The organism is Pseudomonadota bacterium (assembly GCA_039028155.1).
GTDB lineage: Bacteria > Pseudomonadota > Alphaproteobacteria > SP197 > SP197 > JANQGO01.
In genome coordinates this window covers 1-23,540 of sequence record JBCCIS010000063.1, presented here as the reverse complement: position 1 = coordinate 23,540, position 23,540 = coordinate 1, and the positions used below count along the sequence as shown (strand labels likewise).

Genomic DNA, 23,540 nt, shown 5'->3' with positions numbered 1-23,540 from the left:
GCGGGTTTCGGCTGGCCCATGCGCTATGGCGCCGGCTTCATGCTGAACAAGGACGAGGTGTTCGGCCCGCACCGGGACGCCTTCGGGCATTCAGGCTGGGGCGGTTACGTCGCCTATGCGGATCCGGCAAACCGGCTTGGCGTCGGCTATGTCATGAACCGCATGATAGTTCCGGCAGACGGGCCCGATCCGCGGCGGGTCCGGTTGCTCGAAGCCCTCTACGATGGCCTGGGACTCTAACCTGCCGACATGCTGGCGGGCGTGGCATGGGCGCTGTTGGCCGCCGTCATCTGGGGCGGCTATCTGGCCTTCGCGCGCGCCGGTGTCGTTGCCGGCCTTACCGCGTTCGACATCATGTTCATCCGTTTCGCTATCGCAGGCGCCATCCTGGCGCCCTGGTTCGTGATGGCCCAGCTCACCCCCGCGACACGCATCCCATGGCACCGGGCATGCGTCATGGCTCTCTTGATCGGACCGCCCTTCTTGCTGCTGGGGGTCGGCGGTTTCGCGCACGCGCCCCTGGCCGACGCCGCCCTGCTGCAGCCGGCGACACTCTTGGTGGGCACAACGGCGCTGTCGCTTTGGTGGCTCAATGAGCGCCTTAGACCGGGACAGTTCGTGGCGATCGTCATCGTTCTCTGTGGCCTGGCTTTGACGTTCGGGCCTTCGCTGACGTCGCTGTCGGGCCGGGTGCTGCTGGGCGACCTCATGTTCGTCACCGCGGCACTTCTGTGGGCCCTCTTCGCCATCCTCCAACGGCGCTGGCAGATCCCGCCGCTTCATGCCGCCGCCGCCGTATCGGTCCTGTCCGCCGTCTGCGTGGTGCCGCCCTATCTCTTGGCTCGCGGCTTCGCAGCCTTCGGGACGCTGTCACCTGCGGCGCTGTTCGGTCAGGTCGCGGTTCACGGCATCCTGGTCGGCATTGTCGCCATCGTCGCGTTCACGCAGTCCGTCGCGCGGCTGGGCCCCCAACGAGCCGCGCTGTTCCCTGCCCTGGTGCCGGGTCTGGCGCTGGTCATCGGGCTGCCGGTGACCGGCGAAATCCCAACCGCCCATCAATGGTTCGGCCTTGGGATCGTCAGCCTCGGCCTCGTCCTGGGCGCGGTCCCGTCATCCGGAAAAATGGAAAGACACTCACCATGATCCACGAGCTCAGAATCTATGAGATCTTCGACAACACAAGGGAAGCCTTCCATGCCCGTTTCCGCGATCATGCCGCGCGTCTGATGGCCGACCACGGCTTCACCATCCTCGCCATGTGGGAGGCAGAAACCGACAGGGGGCCTGAGTTCGTCTATCTCCTCGCCTGGCCCGACGACGCAACGCGCCAGGAGGCCTGGAAGACCTTCATGGCGAACCCGGAGTGGCAACGGATCAAGCGCGACACGGCTGCCGCGGCGCCAGGCGATCTGGTCGGCGAGGTGTCGTCGCGTGTGTTGGCACCGGCCGGGTACGGACCCGAACTGGGCGGCGCACTGGACTGATCAGGCAGCTTCCGCGGGCGTCTTGCGGACCTCGGCGTGATAATCATCCATCAGCTGATGGGTGATCGAGCCGACCTGGAAGTGGTTGTCGCCGATCTGCCCGACCGGTGTCACCTCCGCCGCGGTGCCGGTCAGGAAGATCTCGTCCGCTTTCGCGATCTCTTCCGGCCCCATATGGCGCTCGATCACGTCGATGCCACGCCGCTGGGCCAAGTCCATGACAGTGCGCCTGGTGATGCCGTCCAGAAAACAATCGGGGATCGGCGTGTGCAGCTTGCCTTCCTGGGCCAGGAAGATGTTCGCGCCGGTCGCCTCGGCAATCAGGCCACGATGGTCGTACATCAAGGCGTCGTCGAAACCTTCCTGCTCGGCCTTGTGCTTCGACATCGTGCAGATCATGTAGAGGCCGGACGCTTTGGCCTGGGTCGGTGCCGTGTCGGGCGCCGGACGGCGCCAGTCGGAAACCGCCAGCTTGATACCGCGCTGGCGCGCCTCGTCTGAGAAGTAGCTCGGCCACGGCCACGCCGCGATCGCCACATGGATCGTGTTCTGCTGCGCCGAGACACCCATCATCTCACTGCCGCGCCATGCGACCGGCCGGACATAGCCGTCGATGATGTCATTGGCTTTCAGAACCTCGTAGCGGGCCGCTTCCAGCGCCTCGATCGAAAACGGGATGTCATAGCCGACCATCTGGGCGGAGGCGTGCAGGCGCTCGCCATGCTCGCGCACTTTGAAAATGTTGCCGCCATAGCAGCGTTCGCCTTCGAACACGGCACTGGCATAATGCAACCCGTGGGTCAGTACATGAATCTTGGCATCGCGCCAGTCGATCAGCTTGCCATCAAGCCAAATCTTGCCGTCGCGGTCATCAAAGGGGACAAAATCGGCCATGATCTTTCCTTCACATTGGACGGGGTCTTTCCCCGAGTCGCCCTCATTCGGCTATCTTGACTAGCATCAACGGGAATATACGTCAATATGGCTGACTTAAATTCCGGCCCTAACCCGCTTTTTCTGCGCGATGAGGACCTGCGCGAAGGCATGGAGATGTTGTTCTTTGCCTATCGCGACTTCACCGCGCGCCCCGATTCGATCCTGGCCGAGCTTGGCTTCGGCCGCGCCCATCACCGTGTCATCTATTTCGTCGGACGCAACCCCGGCATCACGGTGAAGGAGCTCCTTGCGATCCTGAAGATCACCAAGCAGAGCCTAGCGCGGGTACTGCGGCAGTTGATCGAGAAGGGTTACATCGAACAGCGCCAAGGCACCCGCGACCGGCGTCAGCGCCTGCTGCATCTGACCCAGGCCGGCGCCGATCTGGAGTGGCGTTTGAGCGAAGACCAGCGCGAACGTATCGCCCGGGCTTACCGTGAAGCCGGCGCTGATGCGGTGGCGGGCTATCGGCGCGTCCTGACCGGCATGGTCGATGAAGAAGACCGTGCGCGGCTGAAGCGCAACCGCTGAAACCATGCCCGAACAGCCCCATATCCTGGTCATCGACGACGACCGTAGGCTCAGGGAGCTGTTGCGCAAATACCTTGCCGATCAGAACTTCATGGTCAGCACGGCCGAAGATGCGGCCGACGCGGAGGCTAAGCTGGCAAGCTTGGCGTTCGATCTCTTGATCGTCGACGTGATGATGCCCGGCGAGGACGGCATGGCCTTCACCCGGCGGATCCGGAAGGCGGTCGGTACGCCGATCTTGATGTTGACCGCCATGGACGAGACCGACGACCGGATCGCCGGCTTGGAGAGCGGTGCCGACGATTATCTGCCCAAGCCATTCGAGCCGCGGGAACTGGTCCTGCGCATCCAGAGTATTCTGCGTCGCTCGGTCGTACCCGAACAGGCCGACGGCGCGGTCGATTTCGGTCCGTTCAGCTTTGACCCCGAACGCCTGGAGTTGTGGCGCGGAGACGACCTGGTGCCACTGACCGGGCGCGAGGCCAATCTGCTGCGTGTCTTCACCATGCAGCCTGGTGTCACGCTCTCGCGGTTCAAGCTGTCGCAGCAGAGCGGTGCGGGCGAACGCACCATCGACGTCCAGGTAACGCGCCTTAGGCGCAAGATCGAAGACGATCCGCGAGCGCCGCGTTTCCTGCAAACCGTTTGGGGCGAGGGTTATGTTCTCAGAACATCCTGACCTCAAATGACGATGTCGTTGAATGCCGCGCGCCGTGTCGTGCCGGTCAAACGCTTCCTGCCGCGCAGCATCTTTGGACGCTCGCTGCTGATCGTGCTGACGCCGATCATCATTCTGCAGATCGTTGTCGCCCTGGTTTTCTACGAACGCCACTGGGATACGGTGACACGGCGTCTGACAACCGCCGTCGCCGGCGACATCTCGACGCTGATCTGGATGATGAACACCTACGAGGCGGAAGACGAGCAGAGCCTCGTCTACCGCATCAGCAGAATTCACCTGGACATGGAGGCCTCTTTCCGGCCTGGCGAACAGATGCCCGCAGAACTGCCGCCGGTCGGCTCCAGCGGCCTTGAAGAACAACTCGCCGAAAGCCTGAACGAGCGAGTCGGACGCCCGTTCATCATTGATACCGATGCTGGCAACCGCATGATGCTGATCAAGGTCGGCCTGCAAAACGGCGTGCTGGACATCTATGTCCACGAGAAACGTCTGGAGAGCTCGACCACCGATCTCCTGGTCTTCTGGATGGTCGGCACGTCGGTCGTCCTGGCGCTGATCGCGGCCTACTTCCTGCGTCAACAGATCAGACCGATAAGGCGGTTGGCGGCGGCAGCCGACAGCCTGGGCAAGGGCCGTACCGACGTCGAGCTGAAGCCATCGGGCGCCAGCGAGGTGCGTCAGGCTGCCCACGCGTTCTTGATGATGCGCGCGCGCATCCTGCGCCAGATCGCCCAGCGGACCCAGATGCTGGCCGGCGTCAGCCATGATCTCAGGACGCCCCTGACGCGTATGAAGCTTCAACTTGCCATGCTGAGCGACAAGGCCGGCGCCGCCGACCTGCAGGCCGATATCGCCGACATGGAGCGTATGGTCGATGGCTATCTGGCGTTCGCCCGCGGCGAGGGCGAGGAGCCGGTCGCCAGCACCGATCTCGCGGCCATGGTCAGCGAGATCGCCACGAGCACCCACAACGCCACGGTGAATGTGGAAACCGATGGCGATCTGGAGGTGGAGGTCAGACCGCAGGCGTTTAAACGGTGCCTGACAAACCTTGTCAACAATGCCCAGCGCTATGCCGATCAGATCCTTTTCGCTGCACGGCGCACGGGCGATGCCATCACCATCACAATCGACGACGACGGTCCCGGTATCCCGAGGGAGTCGCGCGAAGCGGCGTTCCGCGCCTTCTTCCGCCTTGATCCGTCACGCAATCCGGAGACCGGTGGCACCGGTCTGGGTCTGACCATCGCCCGCGATATCGCCAGGGGTCACGGCGGCGAGTTGACCTTGGACGACTCACCGCTTGGTGGCCTCAGGGCCCGAATCGTTTTGCCGGTGTAGCGAACCATCGGCGCGACGGCCGGGAGAAACCGCTTGTTCGGTCAACTGGCGGTCTGTATTTAAACTCTTCGACTAGTCAAAGAATGGTTCAGGCAGGTCGATGGAGGCATCCGTCTACGCCGCTGATGCGGAACTTGAAGCCAACCACTGGTGGTATGTCGGCCGCCGTAAGCTATTTGGCAATCTGATCAATACCTTACATCTGACTGACAGCAGCGATGTTGTCGATATCGGCACCAGCTCCGGCACCAATCTGCGGCTCCTGGCCGATTTGGGTTTTTCAAGAATTCGCGGCGTCGATGCCAGTCCGATTGCCGTTGAATTCTGTGCCGCCAAAGGTTTTGATCGCGTTCTGCTGGGCGACGTTTGCGCGCTGCCGTTCGAGGACGGCGAACTAGATCTGGTCCTGGCCACCGATATCGTTGAACATGTGGACGATGACGTGGGCGCAATGCGGGAAATCACCAGGGTACTTAAGCCGGGCGGGTGCGCGTTGATCACCGTGCCAGCATTCCGCATGCTCTGGGGTCATCAGGACGATCTCTCTCATCACAAACGGCGCTACCTTAAGAACGACATGATCGCGCTGTGCCGGGACGCCGGGCTCAAGCCGGTTCGCTCGTTCTACTTCAATTATCTGCTGTTCTTTCCAATTTATGTGGCGCGCCGCCTGCTACGGCTCTCAGGGACAAAACCGATCCCCGAGACCAGGCTTAACGCGCCGGTCTTGAACCGTATGCTGTCTGCAGTGTTCACCGTCGACATCAAGACTGCGCCGGTCCTGCGTCCGCCTTTCGGCGTCTCCTTCCTGGTGCTCGCGCAGCGCCCCGAACCCGCGCCCGACGCGCCAGTCTGAGCCCATGGTTGAAACCGATAGGTCCCACAAGATTATGGCCCTGACATTTCTGGTGCTGGTCGTCGCCTGCACCGTCGCTGCGAATCTCTTGTTGAAAACCGGCGTCGGCACTGCGTCGGGCGGGATCGCCGGAACCGACCTTTCCGGTCTGATCAACGTACGCGTTGTTATAGGTCTCATGGCATTCGGACTTGCGTTCGTGTTCTACGCCCTGGCCTTGCAACGCGTTCCCTTGAACGTTGCGCAGTCCTTTCTGGTCGCGCAGTTTGTCGGCGTCATCATCGCGTCCGCCGTGGTCCTGGGTGAACCGATAAGCCCGCTTCGGTGGGCCGGGATCGCGTTGATCGCCGGCGGCATCGCGATTGTCGCCTATTCGAACTAACCACGCTGACGATCGCGCTGAGGTGAAATCCGATGCCTGAGTCCATGAGTGCAACGCCATCGGCCGTCACGTCCCGGGAAGCGGACGGCGTTGCGGCACGCGACGGAGCTGCACGCATCGACTTGTCGATTATCATCCCGGTCTACAACGAAGAAGCGAACCTGCCGGCTCTCTATCAGAAGCTTCACGCGACGATCGACGTGCTCGGGCAGACCTATGAGATCCTCTTTGTCGACGATGGCTCATCGGATGACAGTCGGTCGGTGTTGTGTCAGCTGGCCGCAAAGGACCCGCATGTCCAGGTTATTGCGCTGCGGCGAAACTATGGGCAGACGGCGGCGATGATGGCGGGTATCGACCACGCTGCCGGCGCCATCTTGATCCCCATGGATGGTGATGGCCAGAACGATCCGGCCGATATCCCCCGACTTCTCGAAAAGCTCGACGAGGGTTACGACGTCGTCTCCGGTTGGCGCGCTGACCGCAAGGACAACGCGCTCACCCGCACCTTACCCAGCCGAGCCGGCAACTGGCTGATCTCGCGGATTTCCGGCGTCAAACTGCGCGACTACGGATGTTCGCTCAAAGCCTATCGACGACAGGTGTTGGATGGCGTGCGCCTTTACGGGGAGATGCACCGTTTCATCCCGATCTATGCATCGTGGCAGGGAGGCCGCGTCGCCGAGATTGCCGTCAACCACCACCCGCGCCGGCACGGCAAATCGAGCTACGGTATCGAGCGTGTGGCGAAGGTGATTCTGGATCTGTGCGTCATACGCTTTCTCGACCGTTATGCAACCAAACCGATCTACGTGTTCGGCATGTTTGCTTTGCTAAGTTTCGCGATCGCCGGTCTCAGCCTCGCCTACATGATCTATCTTAAGATTGCCGAAGACGTCTCGTTCATCGAAACGCCCTTGCCGCTTCTCCTCGTGACGACCGGCAGTATCGGCGTGTTGTCGATCCTTCTTGGATTGATCGCGGAACTCCTGGTGCGAACGTACTACGAAGCGCAATCCAAGCTGACCTACATGCTCGATCGAACGGAGCGCACGGACTGAGCGCGCGGTCACGCGCAGGTCCGGCATCGCCATGTGCGGCATCACGGGTTTCTTCGGGGACGGCGATCAAAACGACCTGACTACGATGACCGTCGCGCTCGCGCACCGTGGCCCCGATGCCGACGGCTACTTTGTCGATACGCAAAATCGGATCTACCTTGGACACCGGCGCCTCACCATCATCGATGCCGCCGGCGGCCAACAGCCGATGTCCGACATGTCCGGCGACGTAATCGTTACCTTCAATGGTGAGATCTACAATCACATCGCGCTGCGTCGGGAACTGGAAAGCCTCGGTCATCGCTTCAAGAGCAGTCACTCCGACACTGAAGTCCTGGTCAATGGCTGGCGGGCGTGGGGCACCGGCCTGCCGGAGCGACTCAACGGCATGTTCGCTTTTGCCATCTATGACCGACGCGACCGCATCCTGTTTCTGGCGCGCGACCGGTTTGGCGAAAAGCCGCTGTTCTACGGCGACAAGGGCGGCACCTTTGCGTTCGCGTCAGAGCTTTCGGCGGTCGCGGCCCACCCGCGGTTTGGTCGCGACATCGATCGACTGGCGCTGAAGAAGTACTTTGCCTACGGGTTTTTGCCAGGCGCAACGGCACTCTACCGTCATTGCCATAAACTGCCGGCGGGCCATTGGCTGCGCGTTGATCTCGAATCCCGCCGCGTCGATAGCGAGGCCTATTGGACGTTTCGCCTTGATGCCGACCCCGCGCTCGCGACGCGCACGGAAAGCAGCCTCGCCGAAGAGCTTCGAAGCCATCTGGAGACGGCCGTCCAGAGACGGCTGATGAGCGATGTTCCGTTGGGTCTCTTTCTTTCCGGCGGCGTCGATTCCAGTGCCGTGCTGGCCATGGCCGCCGCCGGCCAATCGACCGAGCCCATTCAGACATTCACCATCGGGTTCGACGAACCGACTTACGATGAGTCGACGTTTGCCCGACAAGCGGCTGACGCCTTCAGCACGAACCACCACCAGCAGACACTGGACCTCGACGCCTGTCAGCGTCTGCTACCGGAGATCACGAGCCGTTTGGACGAGCCGATAGGCGATCCGTCCCTCGTGCCGACCTATCTGCTAAGCGGCTTCACGCGCGAACATGTGAAAGTCGCGCTGAGCGGCGATGGCGCCGACGAGTTGTTCGCGGGCTACGATACCTTCACCGGCCTTCGCCTGGCCCGGATCGTCGATGCCGTGGTCCCGCATAAGGCCCGCTCGGCCATCCGCCGTCTGGCCGACCTTCTGCCCCGCTCCGACTCCAACCTCAGCGCGGACTTCAAGATTCGGCGCGCGCTCGGCGGGCTGACATACGAGCGGCCCTTGTGGAATCCCCGCTGGCTCGGACCGCTGTCGCCCGAAGACATCACCGAGCTGTTCAACGAGCCCGTCGACATTGAAACGCTGTTCGAGGAAGCCGTCGCCGTGTGGAACGACAACCCAATGGCCAATCTGACCGACCAGACCTTGGCCTTCTACACCAGGCTCTATCTGACCGACGATATTCTCGTCAAAACGGACCGCGCCTCCATGATGCATGGCCTGGAGTGCCGTGCGCCGTTTCTCGATCCCGATCTCGTCGACTTCATCTGCCGTCTGCCGACACGCTTCAAGTACCAGCGCGGCGAACGCAAGTGGTTGCTGAAACAAGCGCTAAGCGGCTTGGTTCCTGAATCCCTTTTGCAGCGCAAGAAGAAGGGCTTCGGCATTCCGCTGACGACGTGGCTGCGCGGTTTGCCGTCTGTTGAGCAGGTCGACGTCGGCGCTGACCTGGATGTCGTGCGGAGGTTTGAGCGGGCGCATCATGAAGGCCACGCCGATCACCGCCTGTTCCTGTGGTGCTGGCGGGTCCTGCAACAACAGACCGCATCCCTTACCGACAGTCACGCCACCCTGCCGCGAGATGCCAGCGCGCAGGCAAACGTCTAGGACCGCTAAGGTTCAGTCTCGCTCGGCGCCGCATCGCCGGCCACGGCATTCATGTCGAGCTCTATCGCAGCGTAAGTCTGGCCGAAACGCTCACCCTGCCAAAGGACCTGGGAACCGGGGCTTGCACCGTCGGCCGCCATGCCGGAACCGTCGATCACCAGGACACGACCGTCGGCAGTCTCGTCCAGTCCCCAGCAATCGTCAGCGTCGGAGATCCAGCAGTTGTCCGACCAGCGCGGCCGATACTGAATACGACCTGACTCCAGACTGACCGGTGGCAATCGATCGTAGCTCTCGGGTTTTCGGTAGCGATGATAAGCGTAGAGTGTCGCGCAGACTTCGGGCCCTTCGGTGTTCAGACACAACACCTGTCCCGACGGGTTGGCGGCCAGATACTGATCAATGATGGCACCGAGTTGGTCGTCGACCTCGGCCGCCTGAGCGGTCGCCTCGGTTGTCGCGTTGACGAACTGCACAGCGGAGCCGATTGAGAGAACAATCGAAACGGCGATCGTCACGCCGGCCAACCACCTTGGTCCACACCGGTAGATCAGCGCGATCAGGATCGGACCAACCGCCAGCAATGTCATGACGTATCGCGGCGTCAAACCAAACTCGTCGGGGCGCAGCTGCGACAGCGATGTGTCAGTGATAAAGGACCAGCCGATCAGGACGTTGATGACGATGGCGAACAGGGCGAAGAGACCGATCGCCGCCGCACGGTCCCGGCGCCCAATAACCATGATGGCGATCAGGGCAAGCCCGATGCAGGCCACGATCCACCAATTCCACAGATGAGACAGCAGGAACGGCAGGGGGTCCGGCGTGGCTGAATCCGTGGCCGCCAGTCCACTCTTGGTCAGGAACGTGCCAATCGCACCGATGAACCAGAAACCGGCCATGATGTTGACGCCGATCAACCAGCCCCATAGCAGCGGCGACACCGCTTGGGTAAACAGGGGCAACCAAGAGCGAAGGCGTGACAGGACGAACCACGCCACGGCGCCAACCGGAATCGAGAGGACGGCGCTGATGCCGATCACCGGGCCCATGAATGTCCAATCGATCTGATAGACCGAGCCGGGGCCTGCCACGACATAGAGCATGGGCGGCAGGCAAAGGGCGAACGTCAGCATGATGGCCGCGATCAACATCCAAAGCGGCCATCCGCGCGTCTGGCCGGCACCGGCCAGGCCGAGCCACGCGAACCGTTCTTCCGAACCCGAATTGACGTAGCGCCATAGCACGAACAGGCATGCCGGCAGCGCGATCGCGCCGCAGATATAGAAGTTCGCGGTGATGAACCCGAGGCCACCGAAGGCGAGCCACCAGTCCGCCGGCCGGTTTTCGGTCCGCGCAAAAACACCCGCAAGGGCAAGGCCACACGGTGCCAGAAGAATGCCGATCGGATAATAGTGGCCCCAGTGCGTCGCCATGATCATGACCGTCGGCATCGTCGCGGTGATGAGCGCCACGGCAACGACGGCGGCCAACGGCAATCGCAGACGCTCGACCTCGCGCGCGAACCACAAGGCCGCCAACATCAGAAAACCGAACTGGATAGCGACGGTCACGTTGGCAAATGCCTGCAGGCTGGACGCCATTACGCCCGATATGAGCGCGGCCAGCCCCCCTAGTTGCTGGATGAAGAAGGCTGGATGATGCGGCGTCGGCCAAGGTTCCAGGGCAACCCAGTTCAGCCCCAGACCGTACATACCGGTGATGGAGTCATAGCTGACGAGAGGATAACCGCGGCCCAGGAACAACAGGTCATAGGCGAACACCAGCAACCCGGGCAACACGAACACGGTCGCGGACACGCTGCGCGAAACAGGCACCTTCTCGGTCATGCGACTGGAATCCCCTAGCGCCAAGAACAGGCGACCTCACAGCCAAGCGTAGAAGTCTCTACGCCTTCATCGCGCCCTTGGGAATACCCCGCGGCACCCTGCTGATGCGGGGCGAGACGAAGCGATGCTAATAGAGCCGTCCGCCATTAGGCACCGGGCGGTCGACCGCGGCCAACACGACCTCGCCGTTCTCGTCGGGGAACCCCAAGGTCAGCACTTCCGACATCATGGGTCCGATCTGGCGGGGCGGACAGTTGACCACGGCCGCGACCTGGCGTCCGACCAGATCGTCCAGCGAGTAGTTGGCGACGACTTGGGCCGACGTCTTGCGCACGCCGATCTCCGGACCGAAGTCGATCTGCAACCGGAACGCCGGCTTGCGCGCCTCTGGAAATGGCTCGACCGCAATCACCGTGCCGACACGAATGTCGACCTTCAGGAAATCATCGATACCGATCTGGTCGGTCGCGGCGCCCGTCATGCCGGTTGTTCGACGGCATCGTCCTTCAGGTCGTCACCACGGCGCGAGCCAAAGCGGCAGAGCGCCGCGCATAGCCGGTCGACCTGGCCCAACCGCTTGTCGAGCAGGGCCATGGTCTTGCCCATATCCTCGCTGTCGTCGGCGAGCCAGGTGCGCATGACATCGGCATAGAGCGCCATCAGCCCCTTGATCCGCATGCGACCGGCCAGGCCGGAGGTATCAATCCGCGCGGCCTCCAGCATCCAACCCATGGAGCGCATTAGGCGGCAGGCACTGCCCATCATGGCGCAAGGGTCGGCGCCGCCGTCGCGCACGATCGCGCGGACTGCGTCCTTATGCGGCGCGAGCGCATCGAAACGGCGCATCAAAACGTCGAACAGCCGGTCGCGAACGCTCTCAGCGGCGAGATCGGCGCGGTCGCCGGCCAGAACCGCATCGTCGATCTGGTCGGAAAAGGCCTCGAGAATGGCCGCCTTCGAGCCATAGGCTTCGTGCACCTGGGCGAGGGTCATGCCGCCCTCCGCAGCAATATCCGCGAGTGTCAAATCGCGCCAGCCACGCTGTGCGGCGAGGTTCAGCGCCGTTGCCAGCGCTGTCTTCGGTACGTCGGCCTTCTTCACCATGGTCACGTCTCCCACAGGTCGTGTCAGGGACCCCCATGGGTGAATCTAGGGTGGCGGACCAAGCTTGCCAACGAGCAAGTGCAGGATCATATCTTGATCACGCGGGAGCCACACCGGCCAACAAACAAGCCCTAGCTGGCGAGTTCCTTTGAACGGCGGGTCGCCGCGGCGACAGCGCGGTCGAACAGGGGCTGAAGCCCGTCCTCGGCCATCAGAACCTCCAGCGCCTCGGCCGTCGTCCCGCCCGGGCTGGTCACCGCGCGGCGCAACTCCTCGGGCGACTGATCGGACAGGCGCGCCAATTGGCCGGCGCCCTCGACGGTGGCGCTGGCCAGCCGCCCGGCGATATCGGGCGGCAGTCCGTTGGCGACGCCCGCATTGGCCAGGATCTCGATCAGCAAGAAGACATAGGCCGGGCCGCTGCCGGAAAGCCCGGTGACCGCGTCCATCAGGGCTTCGTCGTCCAGCCACACAGTCTCGCCGACCGTCGCGGCCAACGCATCGGCCGCAGCACGCTGTGCGTCGGTAGCGTGGCGATTGGCGACAAGGGCGGTGATGCCATGGCCAACGGCCGCCGGCGTGTTGGGCATCAACCTTACGATTGCGATGCTATCGCCGAGCGCGCGCTCGAAAACGCCAATCGTCGTGCCCGCGGCGATCGAAAGGACCAGCGCGCCGGCATCGGCAAACCGCCCTAGGCCCGCGACCGCATCGGCCATAACCTGCGGCTTGACGGCAAGCACGATGACGGACGGCGCGAATCCCGTCGGTACATCGCCGGCGTCGCCGACGACAGCAACGCCGTGGTCGGCCGCGATAGCTTCGGCTGTCGCCTCGGCGGGCTCGACGACGACGATCTTGTCGGCTTCGATACCTTGGCCGAGCCAACCCGCCAACATGGCGCCACCCATCTTGCCGCAACCCACCAGCAGCAACGGAAACGCATCGGTCAGCATAAGGTCAGGCTTCGCCGACCGGATCGATGATGGCGGCGCTGACGGCTTCTTCGGCGGACTTGCCGTCGCCGATCACGTATTGGAAGGCAGGGTAGAAACGTTCGGATTCCGAGATCGTGATGTCGATGAGATCGGCCAGTTGCTCGTCCGTCGGCATGTCGTGGCCGCCCAGCAGCAGCGCGTGCCGATACGTGATGACGCGCTCGCCGCTGAAGAGGTCGAAATGGCCGACCCAAAGGCGTTCGTTCACATAGGCAAGCAGGCGGCAGATCTCTTGGAGCCCCTCTTCCGGCACCTTCAGGTCGAAGGCGCAGGACAGCATCAGCGCATCAAGCTCGCCTTCCCAACCGAACCACATGCGGTAGGCACACCAGCGTCCCTCGATCTCGACGGCGATTTCGTTCTCCGCCAGGCGCTCGCACGCCCAGGCATTGGCCGTGACAAACCGCTCGACCATGTCGAGGGGATGCTGTTCCGGGCCACTCGCCTCTTCTTCCAACAAATCCGTCACTGCGCCTCTCCTTGCCGAGGCACGGTAAAGCCTTACCGCGATGGAGGTGAAGGGGATGCACTGTCAGGCAGCATCAACACAAAGGTCAGCCTGCCAGACGGTTCTTATCCCATCAACTGGCTTTCTGTGCCTTTTTCGTACCCGTTGTGGACGTTTTCTTTCGTTTGGAGGAGGCCGACCCGCCTATCTTTTTCGACGATTCCAGGGCCTCAAGCCGCGCCTCCAGCGCCTCGATCCGCGCGCTCAGGCGTTCGTTTTCCTGGCGCGCCAGAGCCGCCATGTCGCGGACGACCTCGAAATCCTCGCGATTGACAAGATCCATACGCTCAAAGACGCCTTCTAGCTGCTGACGCAAGCGCGCCTCGACTTCTTCGCGCACGCCCGACGCCGCTGTCACCGCGCCGCTCAGCACGCGGGCGAGATCGTCCAGTATCCGGTTGTCGGTTTGCATGGCGGCTTCTCCCGGTTTGATGGGCGTCATATGGCCCGATCCTGTCACAACCGCAACCGTCCGGTCACGATCGGGTGAAATCAGGCATCCAATCGCTCGAATCCGGGCGGATTCGCCAATCAAGAAATCCACGCAAGACGATTCAAAGACGGGTTGACCTGCTCCACACATCGATAACGAGCGGATTCACCTAATTGAGGCGAAACCGCCAACCGGTTCCACCTCAACACGATCCGCTCTAAGGTCCCGGTCGCCACACCCTCCGGGACCCTCATGCACGCACTTGCCCTCGCTTTTCCCGAGATCGATCCGACGCTGGTTCAGATCGGCCCCTTCGCCATCCGCTGGTATGCGCTGGCCTATGTCGCGGGCATCCTGTTGGGCTGGGCCTATGCCATCGTCCTGGCACGCCGCTCACCGGTGGCCATCGATCGCAAGACAATCGACGATCTGCTGCTGTGGATCACCCTGGGCATCGTTCTGGGCGGGCGTCTTGGCTATGTCCTGTTCTACAAGCCCGGCTACTACATCCACCATCCCGGCGAGATCTTCGCCGTATGGGAAGGCGGCATGGCGTTCCACGGCGGCCTTCTGGGCGTCATCCTGGCGTTCACGATCTTTGCCCGGATCAAGAAGATACCGGTCCTGGCGATGGGCGACATCGTCGCCTCGGTGGTGCCGATCGGCCTCTTCCTGGGACGTTGCGCCAACTTCATCAACGGCGAGCTGTTCGGCCGCGTCACCGACGTGCCCTGGGCCTTCGTCTTTCCCCACGGCGGTCCGGATCCGCGGCACCCGAGCCAACTCTATGAAGCCGCGCTGGAGGGCCTGGTGCTCGGTCTCGTGGTCTACTGGGCATGGCGCGCGACGTCGCTCAGGCTACGCCCGGGCGCCATCGGCGGCCTGTTCCTGGCCGGCTATGGGGTATCCCGGTTCATCGTCGAGTTCTTCCGTGAGCCCGACGCCCATCTGGGCTTCCTGTTTGCCGGGGCGACCATGGGCCAGTTGCTGTCGTTGCCGATGATCGTGATCGGCCTGGCTTTGATGATCTGGGCGAAACCCTATGTCGCGCCCGCTGAGCAAGCACCGGCGAAGGCCAAGCCTTCAAAATCCAAGCGCAAGAAGACGTGAGCGATCTGGCGGCCATGCTGCATCAGCGTATCGCCCGAGACGGCCCGATCGGCGTCGATGTCTTCATGGCCGAGGCGCTGGGCCATGCCGAGTTCGGCTATTACATGCGTCGCGATCCCTTTGGCCGTCAGGGCGACTTCGTGACCGCGCCGGAAACCAGTCAGATGTTCGGCGAGCTGCTGGGGCTGTGGTGTATCGATGCATGGCAGCAGGCAGGCGCGCCCAAGCGCGCCCTGTTGATCGAACTGGGACCGGGCCGCGGCACCTTGATGGCCGACGCCGTGCGCGCGATGGCCGTGCATCCCGCCGCGCTCGATGCCTTTGCGATCCATCTGGTCGAAACCAGCCCGCATCTGCGCCAGATTCAGCGTGCGACCCTCGCCGATTACAAGGTCGATTGGCATGATGAGCTGGACGATATCGATGATGACTATCCCGCCTTTATCATCGCCAACGAGTTCTTCGATGCCTTGCCGGTACGCCAGTTTGTCGCCACCGCGTCAGGATGGCGCGAGCGCCTCATTACAAGTGACGGCGAAGCGTTCTCTCCGCTTCTGGCCGAGGCGGCGACGGTCAGTGGCCTGCCGTCGCTGGCCCCTGCTGGACGCGTGACTGAACTTTCGCCGGCACGCCAAGCGGTCATGACGTCAATGGCCGAACGATTGGTCCGCGACAGTGGCGCGGGTTTGGTCATCGACTTCGCCGGCAGCGGCGACACCTTGCAGGCCGTGCGCGAACACCGTCACGCCGAGCGGTTCGCTGATCCCGGCGACGCCGACCTGGCCGCGGCCGTCAACTTCGACGCCCTGATCCTGACTGCCGAAAGCGCGGGCGCACCCTGTTACGGCCCGGTCGATCAAGGCGCCTTCCTCAAACGCCTCGGCATCGACACCAGGGCAGCAGCCCTCGCCCAATCAGCCGATGATGAACAAAGGACGCAGATCGACGCCGGGCTCGCCCGCCTCACCGGCGGTGACGCCATGGGGCGTCTCTACAAGGTCCTTGCGCTGACCGGCGATCGCTCTGTGACGCCGGCGGGATTTGAGGGCGCGCCATGATTACCATCAGCGCGCTTGACGGCGGCAGCGTCCGTCACGGCTTCTTCGATCGCACCGGCGGCGTCAGCGACGGCATCTACGCGACGCGCAATTGCGGTTTCGGTTCCGACGACGACCGTGACGCGGTCGCCGAGAACCGGCGCCGGGTGACCGACGCCTTGGGCATCGCTACCGACCGGCTGTGCACGCTCTATCAGATCCACAGCGATCAGGTGGTGACGGTGCGCGATCCCGATGATGTCGCGGGCCAGAAGGCCGATGCCATGGTAACGGCCGAGCCCGGCATCGCGCTTGGCGTTCTTACCGCCGATTGCGCACCCATACTGTTCGCCGACCGCCAGGCCATGGTGGTCGGGGCGGCCCATGCTGGCTGGAAGGGCGCGCTGGCCGGCGTCGCCGAGGCCACCGTCGAGACCATGGTCTCGGCGGGCGCCAAGCGTGGTGACATCACTGCGGTGATCGGCCCGTGCATCGCGCCCGCGTCCTATGAGGTCGGGCCAGAGTTCCGCGAGCGTTTCGTCGAGGCCGGTCCCGCCAATGCCCGCTTCTTCACCGAATCCGAGCGTGCCGGCCATGCCATGTTCGACCTGCCGGGCTACCTGCTGGCCAGGCTTTCCCTGCTAGGCCTGCGCTCGGCAAGCTGGACCGGTCACGATACCTGCGCCGAAAGCGATGACTTTTTCAGTTACCGCCGCAGCGTCCATCAACGAGAGCCCGACTACGGCCGTCAGGTCGCGGCAATCGCTCTTGCGCCGAGCGACACGGTGGCACCGTGACGGTGCTAGTAGGGGGCGGACGGCTCGGGATCGGCTTGGGTGACCGGCGGACGGCGACCCCGGACGGCAAAGTGCAGCACTGCGTAGCCGACCGTGCCGGACAGCAGCGAACCCAGCATCACCCCGAGCTTCACCATGTTGACATGGGCGACGTCACTGAACGCCAAGCCGCCGATGAAAAGGCTCATGGTAAAGCCGACACCGGTAAGCAGACAGACTCCATACATCATGGGCCAGTTGCACCCATCCGGCAGGCGCGCAACACCCAGCTTGATGATCAGCCAGGCGCCACCGAAAACACCGATCTGCTTGCCGACAAACAAGCCGAGCGCGATGCCGAGAGGAATCGGCGCCAGCATGGCTTCGACACTGACGTCGCCCAGATAAAGTCCGGCATTGGCGAAACCGAATATCGGCAAAATGCCGAAAGCCACCCAGGGGTGAAGCCCGTGCTCCAGCCGGCGCAGCGGCGAGCGGCCCTGATCATCCTGGGCCTTGAGCGGAATGGCCATGGCCAGCGCGACACCGGCCAGCGTCGCGTGGACCCCGGACTTCAAAACGCAGACCCACACGAAAAGACCGATCAGCATGTAGGGCGTCAGACGTGTCACACCCAAAAGGTTCAAGACGACCAGGCCGATCAAGCCGACCGCCGAGATGGCGAGCGACAACACAGAGAGATCGGCGGTGTAGAAGATCGCGATGACGACGATGGCGCCAAGATCGTCCAGGATGGCCAGAGCCGTCAGGAAGATCTTCAGCGTTACGGGCGCGCGACTTCCCAACAGCGCCAGGATACCCAGCGCGAACGCAATGTCGGTCGCCGCCGGGATGGCCCAGCCGCGCATCGCCTCGGCATCATCGATGTTGAAGATGGTGTAAACCAGGGCGGGCGCCGCCATGCCGCCGATCGCGGCGACACCGGGCAGAATGATCTGATCGCGCGACGACAGATCGCCTTCCATGACCTCGCGCTTCAGTTCCAGGCCGACCAGAAAGAAGAAAACCGCCATCAGGCCGTCGTTGACCCAAAGCAGGAGCGGCTTGGAGATATCCAACGTTCCGACCGAAACAACCACCGGAGTGGTCAAAAGCAGGTCATAAATGTGCGAAAGTCCGACGTTTTCGACGAGAATAGCCAACACCGCGGCAGCCATCAGGATTATGCCCGCGGCACTCTCCAGCTTTAGAAAATCACGCAACGTAGGTATCGCCATCTCTTCAAATCACCCTTTGCCGTTCTAGCTATAGGTAACCCGGCTTCCGATTGGAACTCTATGTCATACTTGTTCGTCTTCGTCGGCCTGATTTTGTTGTTTTTGGGCGGCGAACTCCTGGTGCGTGGCAGCGTCGCCCTGGCTTTGAAACTTGGCGTTTCAAAGCTGATCGTGGCCGTTGTCCTGGTCGGGTTCGGAACATCGGCACCGGAAGTCCTGGTTAGCGTTGAGTCGGCGGTCCTGGGTCATCCCGAGCTGGCCCTGGGCAACGCGGTCGGCAGCAACATCGCCAACATCCTCTTGATCGTCGGTGTCAGCGCGGCGATTTCGCCAGTTGTCGTCCAGCGCGCGCAGGTCAACCATGACATGTGGCTCGTCCTCTTTGTAACGGCGGCTTTCGTTGCCGCCGGCCTGATCGGCGAGTTCACGTTCTGGCACGGCCTGGTGATGGTGTCGTGCCTCGGCCTTTACGTCTTCTATGGCTACAAACGCGCGCGGCGCACCGACACGGCCGACCTGACCGCGGATACCGAGATCGACCCGGAAACGATGTCGCTGAGCCACGCCATCATCTTTGCCATCGTCGGCTTGATCCTCTTGATTATCGGCGCCGATCGCCTGGTCGTGGGCGCCGTCGGCATCGCCCATGACCTCGGCGTGCCCGAGGCGGTGATTGGCCTGACGGTCGTCGCCATCGGCTCGTCGCTGCCCGAGCTCGCGATCTGCGCCGCGGCGGCGCGGCGGCGCGAACCGCTTGTCGCCATCGGGAATGTCCTGGGCAGCAACATCTTCAACCTGCTGGGCGCCATGGGCGTGGTCGCGCTGATCACTAATGTCGGCATCGCCGAGACGATGATCGGCCTGGACCTCGTTATCATGTTCGCGATGACCGTCGCGCTGGCCGTCCTGCTGCTTTATGTCAATCGCATCGGCCGCATCACCGGCCTATGCTTGGTCCTAGCGTACTGTCTTTATCTGGCCGGGCAGTTCGACGTCTTCTAGGGCGTTCCGGGGACCGGCCTTCAACATCTGGGGGATGGCCTGATGGTCCTGCATTTCGACCATGCTGAGTATGAAGCGCGTCAAAAGCGCACGCTGGAACAGATGGCGAGCGACGGCCTCGACGGCCTGCTGATGTTCCGGCAGGAGAGCATGTACTACCTGACCGGCTACGACACCCAGGGGTTCGTCTATTTCCAGTGCATGGTGCTGACGGCCGACGGCCGGTTCGTGCTGTTGACCCGCGCGCCGGACCTGCGCCAGGCCCACCACACCTCCACACTTGACGATGTCCGCATCTGGGTCGACCGCGCCGGCGCCGATCCGGCCGCCGAGCTTAAGGACCTGCTTCGCGACATGGGCCTGGAGGGCAAGACGCTCGGTATCGAGCTTGAGTCCTACGGCCTGACCGGCCGCAGTTGGGAGCGCGTTCGCACGACGCTGGACGGCTTCTGCCGCCTGGAGGATGCCTCCGACCTGGTCAACCGGCTGCGTATCGTCAAGAGCCCGGCCGAGCTCGCCTACGTCAAAAAGTCGGCGGAACTGGGCGATCTCGCCCACGCGGCCGCACGCGAGATAGCCGGTCCCGGCGTTTTCGAAGGGGATGTCCTGGCCGCCATGCAAGGCGCCGTCTTCAAGGGCGGTGGCGACTACCCCGCGGCCCACTGGATCGTCGGCTCGGGCGAGAACGCGCTTCTTTGCCGCTACTACACCGGACGGCGGACGTTGTCGCAGAACGATCAGTTGATGCTGGAGTTCGCCGCGACCTATCGCCACTACCACACGGCGCAAATGTGCACGATCCTGATTGGCGATGCCGCGCCCGAGCACGTCGCCATGCACGGTGCCTGCCAGGAAGCGCTTGCCGCCTGCGAGGCGACGCTGAAACCCGGCGCCACCGTGGGCGATGTCTTCGACGCCCATGCCCGCGTCATGGACGAGCACGGCTACCGGTCGCACCGGATGAACGCCTGCGGCTACTCCATGGGCTCGACATTCCCGCCCAACTGGATGGATTGGCCGATGTTCTATCATGGCAACGATGTCGCGATCGTGCCGGCCATGACCTTCTTCCTGCACATGATTCTGATGGACAGCGACAGCGGGCGCGCCATGGCGCTGGGCGAATCCGTGGTCGTGACGGACGATGGCTGCGAGCCGCTCAACAAGGCGCCCCTGGATCTATGCCGGCGCTGATGCCATGCCGCATCTGATCATCTTCGTGTTCCTGCTGATCCTGGGTCTGATGGCAAGCTGCGTCTTGATGTGAAGCGTGTTCAGATCAGGCGCGATCATGCCGAGACCCGGCGGTCAGGCGTATCGTTCCAGCGTGCCGCCTGCTACAAGTCACGTCCTGCCTTTCCCTGACGGGTCGTCGATGTCGGATATCGTGCTGTCAGCCCCGGCGCGTTTTCGCAGCCTGTTTGCCGCCATCGTCGCGATGGGCGTGACGTCGGCCATCTACAGCCTATCGCTGCCGCTGTTCGCCACCCGGCTCGACGAGATGGGCCATTCCGAGACCGTCATCGGTATCAACACCGCCGCCCAGGCGATTTCGCTGATCGCCGTCGCGCCGTTCGGACCGGCCCTATTGCGCCGCTTCGGTCCGGCGGTCCTGATGCTATGGATGCTGGCGCTGACCTTCGTCTTCGCGATCCTATGCCCGCTCTACGAGAACGCCTGGTTCTGGCTTGTCATGCGGCTTCTGATCGGCGCGGCCACCGGTCTCCTATGGATCGCCGGCGAGGCCTGGATCAACGAAGTGGCGGACGAGGAGAGCCGGGGCCGGATCCTGGCGCTCTACGGCATCTCCGGCGCCGCCGGCACGATGCTGGGCTTCGCTGTGCTCTATCTCGCCGGTCATGAGGGCTGGATGCCCTTTATCATCATGGAGGTGATGATCGTTGCCGGCGCCTTGGCCGTCGGCGCCGCCGTCAAGGTCGCGCCACCGTTTCATGGACGGGCGTCGCAGACCATGCTGCGCCTGGCCTTGAGGGCGCCGACGCCGATGGTCGTCAATCTTTTGGTTGCCCTGACCTTCGGTTCGCTGGCGAGCTTCATGCCGATCTACGGGCCTGATGTCGGCTTGCCCCTGCAGGACATCTTCCTGCTGCTGGTTTGTCTCAGCGCGGGCGGATTGCTGCAGTACCCCATCGGCTGGCTGGCCGATAAAATGAACCGGCGCCTGTTGGCCATCCTGGTCATGGCCGTCATGGCCGTCCTGTTCATGTTGATGCCCACGGCCCTGCACGATCCGATCCTGCGCTGGCCCTACGTGTTCGTGCTGGGCGGCGCCTTGATGGGCCTCTACACAATGGGGCTGATCCTGCTGGGCGAGCGCTTCCGTGGCATCGATCTGGGCTCGGCGACCACGCTGTTCCAGGTGATGTGGAATGTCGGCATGGTGGCTGGCCCGTTTGCCGTCGGCGCGGCCATGGATGTCGCCGGATCCTCGGCGCTGCCCTGGACCCTTGTCGCGTTCTATGTCGTCGTCATCGCCTTTGCCGCGATGCGCGGCCGCCGGCATCCCGAATCTTGAGCGATACGGTCCTGACACCGCCGCAACGGCGTCGCGGCATGATCGCGGTCATCACCTGCATGACCGTCACCGCCTTGATCTTTGGCCTGTCCTGGCCGCTGTTCGCTCTGCGCCTCGAAGAGATGGGCGCCAGCGAATCGGCGATCGGCTGGAACGCCGCCGCCCAGGCCATCGCGATCCTGGCCGTCGCACCCGTTATGCCCTGGCTGCTGGCCCGCTTCAGCGCCGCCTGGGTGATGATCGTCTCGATCCTGGCGAGCATCGTCGCGCTGCTGCTGTGCCCGCTGCTGCCCGACGAGGACATCTGGTTCGTGCTGCGCCTTTTCGTCGGCGCATTCGGCCACATTATGTGGATCGCCGGCGAAACGTGGATCAACCAGATCGCCGAGGAAAAGAGCCGCGGGCGGACCATGGCGCTCTACGGCATGGCGTTGGGACTGGGCTCGGCGATCGGGCCGACCGTGCTGACCATCGTCGGCATCGAAGGCTGGACGCCGTTTGTCCTGGCCGCCGGCCTGACGCTGATTTCGACCATCCCGATCGCCATGGCAATCGACAGCGTGCCGCCCAGCGAACTCGACCACAGCGGGGCGCATGGCCACGCCTGGCATTCGGTCGTCCGCTCGCTGTTTCACGCGCCGCTGCCGATGTTGCTGAACCTGTGTTTTGCGCTGATTTTCGGCGCCGTCTGGACATTTTTGCCGATCTACGGGCCGGTGGTCGGCCTGGATGCCCATACCGCCATCATGTTCCTGACCCTGCAGAGCCTGGGCGGCATCGTCATGCAGTACCCGATAGGCTGGGTCGCCGACCGAATGGACCGGCGTTTGCTCAGCGTCATCCTGGTCGGCGTGTCGTGCGTCTCCTATCTCTTCATACCGAGTGCGCTGGCCGATCCGTTCTGGGCCGGCCCCTATATCTTCTTCCTGGGCGGCCTGTCGGGGGCGATCTACAGCCTGGCCCTGACGCTGATCGGCGAGCAGTTCCGCGGCGCGTCGCTGGCCGGCGCCTCTACCATGTTCACCGTGATGTGGAATGTCGGCGCCTTTGTCGGTCCACCGGCAACCGGCACCGCCATGGCGCTCGGCGGCCTGGAGGCTTTCCCTTACGTCCTGGTCGTCATGACGCTTATCTTCCTGCCCGTCACGATAGCGAGCTACCTCAACCGGAAGCGGACGCTGAAAGGCGACTGAGCCATCCCCAACTGGCCCCGTTATGGCGTTTACACGCTTGGACCCCTTTGCTAAGAGTCCGGCGCCTCGAGCTGACGAACGAACTCCGCACAAATGAAACTTGTCGCTTGCAACAGCAATCGGCCGCTGGCCGAAGCGATGGCCGCTTCGTTGGGTGTCGAACTGACCAATGCCAGCGTCCGCCGCTTCAGCGACATGGAGATCTTCGTCGAGATTCAGGAAAATGTTCGCGGCCAGGATGTATTTGTTGTTCAGTCTACATCCTATCCGGCTAACGACCATCTGATGGAGCTGTTGATCTGCATCGATGCGCTGCGCCGCGCCTCGGCGCGCCGGATCACCGCCGTCATTCCCTATTTCGGCTATGCCCGCCAGGACCGCAAAGTCGGCTCCAGAACGCCGATTTCCGCCAAATTGGTGGCCAATCTGATCACCATGTCGGGCGCCAACCGGGTCCTGACCATGGACCTGCACGCCGGCCAGATTCAGGGTTTTTTCGACATTCCGCTGGATAATCTCTACGCCGCGCCGGATTTCGAAAAGGACATC

Annotated in this window: 26 protein-coding genes; 18 read left to right on the top strand and 8 right to left on the bottom strand. The window is 63.1% G+C overall.

The window, feature by feature from the left end:
* The 3 genes from AAF563_22400 to AAF563_22390 all read left to right on the top strand — a co-directional run.
* A partial coding sequence (locus tag AAF563_22400) for a serine hydrolase (protein MEM7124045.1) occupies nucleotides 1–240 on the top strand: 240 nt, incomplete at its 5' end.
* Nucleotides 241–249: 9 nt separating this feature from the next.
* Entirely contained in the window at nucleotides 250–1,143 is an 894-nt protein-coding gene (locus AAF563_22395; GenBank protein MEM7124044.1) for a DMT family transporter, read from the top strand.
* Nucleotides 1,140–1,484, top strand: coding sequence for an NIPSNAP family protein (locus AAF563_22390; GenBank protein MEM7124043.1), 345 nt, complete (start codon nucleotides 1,140–1,142; stop codon nucleotides 1,482–1,484). The genes AAF563_22395 and AAF563_22390 overlap by 4 nt, the downstream gene beginning before the upstream one ends.
* Here AAF563_22390 and AAF563_22385 read toward each other — a convergent pair whose 3' ends face one another.
* The gene (locus AAF563_22385; GenBank protein MEM7124042.1) at nucleotides 1,485–2,378 is read right to left on the bottom strand and encodes a branched-chain amino acid aminotransferase; all 894 of its coding nucleotides are present in this window, start codon (nucleotides 2,376–2,378) and stop codon (nucleotides 1,485–1,487) included.
* An 87-nt stretch (nucleotides 2,379–2,465) separates the two neighbouring features.
* Here AAF563_22385 and AAF563_22380 point away from each other — a divergent pair, with 87 nt between their 5' ends.
* The 7 genes from AAF563_22380 (at nucleotide 2,466) to asnB (ending at nucleotide 9,206) form a co-directional block, all read left to right on the top strand.
* Entirely contained in the window at nucleotides 2,466–2,951 is a 486-nt protein-coding gene (locus AAF563_22380) for a MarR family transcriptional regulator (GenBank protein ID MEM7124041.1), read from the top strand.
* Nucleotides 2,952–2,955: 4 nt separating this feature from the next.
* Nucleotides 2,956–3,630: a response regulator gene (locus tag AAF563_22375; GenBank protein ID MEM7124040.1), complete on the top strand. Its 675-nt coding sequence runs from the start codon at nucleotides 2,956–2,958 to the stop codon at nucleotides 3,628–3,630.
* A gap of 6 nt (nucleotides 3,631–3,636) precedes the next feature.
* Nucleotides 3,637–4,974 (top strand): ATP-binding protein, encoded by a 1,338-nt coding sequence (locus tag AAF563_22370; GenBank protein ID MEM7124039.1) that lies wholly within the window; start codon nucleotides 3,637–3,639, stop codon nucleotides 4,972–4,974.
* Nucleotides 4,975–5,074: 100 nt separating this feature from the next.
* Complete coding sequence (locus AAF563_22365) at nucleotides 5,075–5,830, top strand: class I SAM-dependent methyltransferase (protein ID MEM7124038.1); 756 nt, start codon at nucleotides 5,075–5,077, stop codon at nucleotides 5,828–5,830.
* A 34-nt stretch (nucleotides 5,831–5,864) separates the two neighbouring features.
* Complete coding sequence (locus AAF563_22360; GenBank protein MEM7124037.1) at nucleotides 5,865–6,212, top strand: EamA family transporter; 348 nt, start codon at nucleotides 5,865–5,867, stop codon at nucleotides 6,210–6,212.
* Between the two features lie 32 nt (nucleotides 6,213–6,244).
* Complete coding sequence (locus tag AAF563_22355; protein ID MEM7124036.1) at nucleotides 6,245–7,273, top strand: glycosyltransferase family 2 protein; 1,029 nt, start codon at nucleotides 6,245–6,247, stop codon at nucleotides 7,271–7,273.
* Nucleotides 7,274–7,304: 31 nt separating this feature from the next.
* Nucleotides 7,305–9,206 carry an asparagine synthase (glutamine-hydrolyzing) gene (asnB, locus tag AAF563_22350; protein MEM7124035.1) on the top strand — a complete coding sequence of 634 codons (1,902 nt, stop codon included), beginning with the start codon at nucleotides 7,305–7,307 and terminating at the stop codon, nucleotides 9,204–9,206.
* Nucleotides 9,207–9,211: 5 nt separating this feature from the next.
* On the opposite strand, the gene AAF563_22345 is transcribed toward asnB, so the two are convergent.
* The 6 genes from AAF563_22345 to AAF563_22320 form a co-directional block, all read right to left on the bottom strand.
* Nucleotides 9,212–11,056 (bottom strand): hypothetical protein, encoded by a 1,845-nt coding sequence (locus AAF563_22345; GenBank protein ID MEM7124034.1) that lies wholly within the window; start codon nucleotides 11,054–11,056, stop codon nucleotides 9,212–9,214.
* A gap of 127 nt (nucleotides 11,057–11,183) precedes the next feature.
* Nucleotides 11,184–11,537 carry a tRNA-binding protein gene (locus AAF563_22340; protein ID MEM7124033.1) on the bottom strand — a complete coding sequence of 118 codons (354 nt, stop codon included), beginning with the start codon at nucleotides 11,535–11,537 and terminating at the stop codon, nucleotides 11,184–11,186.
* Entirely contained in the window at nucleotides 11,534–12,160 is a 627-nt protein-coding gene (locus tag AAF563_22335; protein ID MEM7124032.1) for a TetR family transcriptional regulator, read from the bottom strand. The genes AAF563_22340 and AAF563_22335 overlap by 4 nt, the downstream gene beginning before the upstream one ends.
* 131 nt (nucleotides 12,161–12,291) lie before the next feature.
* The gene (proC, locus tag AAF563_22330) at nucleotides 12,292–13,116 is read right to left on the bottom strand and encodes a pyrroline-5-carboxylate reductase (protein ID MEM7124031.1); all 825 of its coding nucleotides are present in this window, start codon (nucleotides 13,114–13,116) and stop codon (nucleotides 12,292–12,294) included.
* A 4-nt stretch (nucleotides 13,117–13,120) separates the two neighbouring features.
* Nucleotides 13,121–13,627, bottom strand: coding sequence for a YbjN domain-containing protein (locus AAF563_22325; protein MEM7124030.1), 507 nt, complete (start codon nucleotides 13,625–13,627; stop codon nucleotides 13,121–13,123).
* A 112-nt stretch (nucleotides 13,628–13,739) separates the two neighbouring features.
* Entirely contained in the window at nucleotides 13,740–14,078 is a 339-nt protein-coding gene (locus AAF563_22320) for an accessory factor UbiK family protein (protein ID MEM7124029.1), read from the bottom strand.
* Between the two features lie 273 nt (nucleotides 14,079–14,351).
* Here AAF563_22320 and lgt point away from each other — a divergent pair, with 273 nt between their 5' ends.
* The 3 genes from lgt to pgeF are packed head-to-tail and all read left to right on the top strand — an operon-like array spanning nucleotide 14,352 to nucleotide 17,043.
* Nucleotides 14,352–15,209 carry a prolipoprotein diacylglyceryl transferase gene (gene lgt / locus AAF563_22315; GenBank protein ID MEM7124028.1) on the top strand — a complete coding sequence of 286 codons (858 nt, stop codon included), beginning with the start codon at nucleotides 14,352–14,354 and terminating at the stop codon, nucleotides 15,207–15,209.
* On the top strand, nucleotides 15,206–16,267 hold the full coding sequence (locus tag AAF563_22310) for an SAM-dependent methyltransferase (GenBank protein MEM7124027.1): 1,062 nt from the start codon (nucleotides 15,206–15,208) through the stop codon (nucleotides 16,265–16,267). The genes lgt and AAF563_22310 overlap by 4 nt, the downstream gene beginning before the upstream one ends.
* Nucleotides 16,264–17,043, top strand: a complete 780-nt coding sequence (pgeF, locus tag AAF563_22305) for a peptidoglycan editing factor PgeF (protein ID MEM7124026.1) — start codon at nucleotides 16,264–16,266, stop codon at nucleotides 17,041–17,043. Before AAF563_22310 ends, pgeF begins: the two co-directional genes overlap by 4 nt.
* A gap of 5 nt (nucleotides 17,044–17,048) precedes the next feature.
* Here the strand turns inward: pgeF and nhaA are convergent, their stop codons facing one another.
* Nucleotides 17,049–18,260 (bottom strand): Na+/H+ antiporter NhaA, encoded by a 1,212-nt coding sequence (gene nhaA / locus AAF563_22300; protein ID MEM7124025.1) that lies wholly within the window; start codon nucleotides 18,258–18,260, stop codon nucleotides 17,049–17,051.
* A gap of 60 nt (nucleotides 18,261–18,320) precedes the next feature.
* Here nhaA and AAF563_22295 point away from each other — a divergent pair, with 60 nt between their 5' ends.
* The 5 genes from AAF563_22295 to prs form a co-directional block, all read left to right on the top strand.
* Complete coding sequence (locus AAF563_22295) at nucleotides 18,321–19,262, top strand: calcium/sodium antiporter (protein MEM7124024.1); 942 nt, start codon at nucleotides 18,321–18,323, stop codon at nucleotides 19,260–19,262.
* Between the two features lie 42 nt (nucleotides 19,263–19,304).
* On the top strand, nucleotides 19,305–20,456 hold the full coding sequence (locus AAF563_22290; GenBank protein ID MEM7124023.1) for a Xaa-Pro peptidase family protein: 1,152 nt from the start codon (nucleotides 19,305–19,307) through the stop codon (nucleotides 20,454–20,456).
* A 181-nt stretch (nucleotides 20,457–20,637) separates the two neighbouring features.
* Nucleotides 20,638–21,798, top strand: coding sequence for an MFS transporter (locus AAF563_22285; GenBank protein MEM7124022.1), 1,161 nt, complete (start codon nucleotides 20,638–20,640; stop codon nucleotides 21,796–21,798).
* Nucleotides 21,795–22,991 (top strand): MFS transporter, encoded by a 1,197-nt coding sequence (locus tag AAF563_22280; GenBank protein MEM7124021.1) that lies wholly within the window; start codon nucleotides 21,795–21,797, stop codon nucleotides 22,989–22,991. The genes AAF563_22285 and AAF563_22280 overlap by 4 nt, the downstream gene beginning before the upstream one ends.
* A 93-nt stretch (nucleotides 22,992–23,084) precedes the next feature.
* Nucleotides 23,085–23,540 (top strand): ribose-phosphate diphosphokinase (prs, locus tag AAF563_22275; GenBank protein MEM7124020.1); only part of this gene is annotated, 456 nt, incomplete at its 3' end.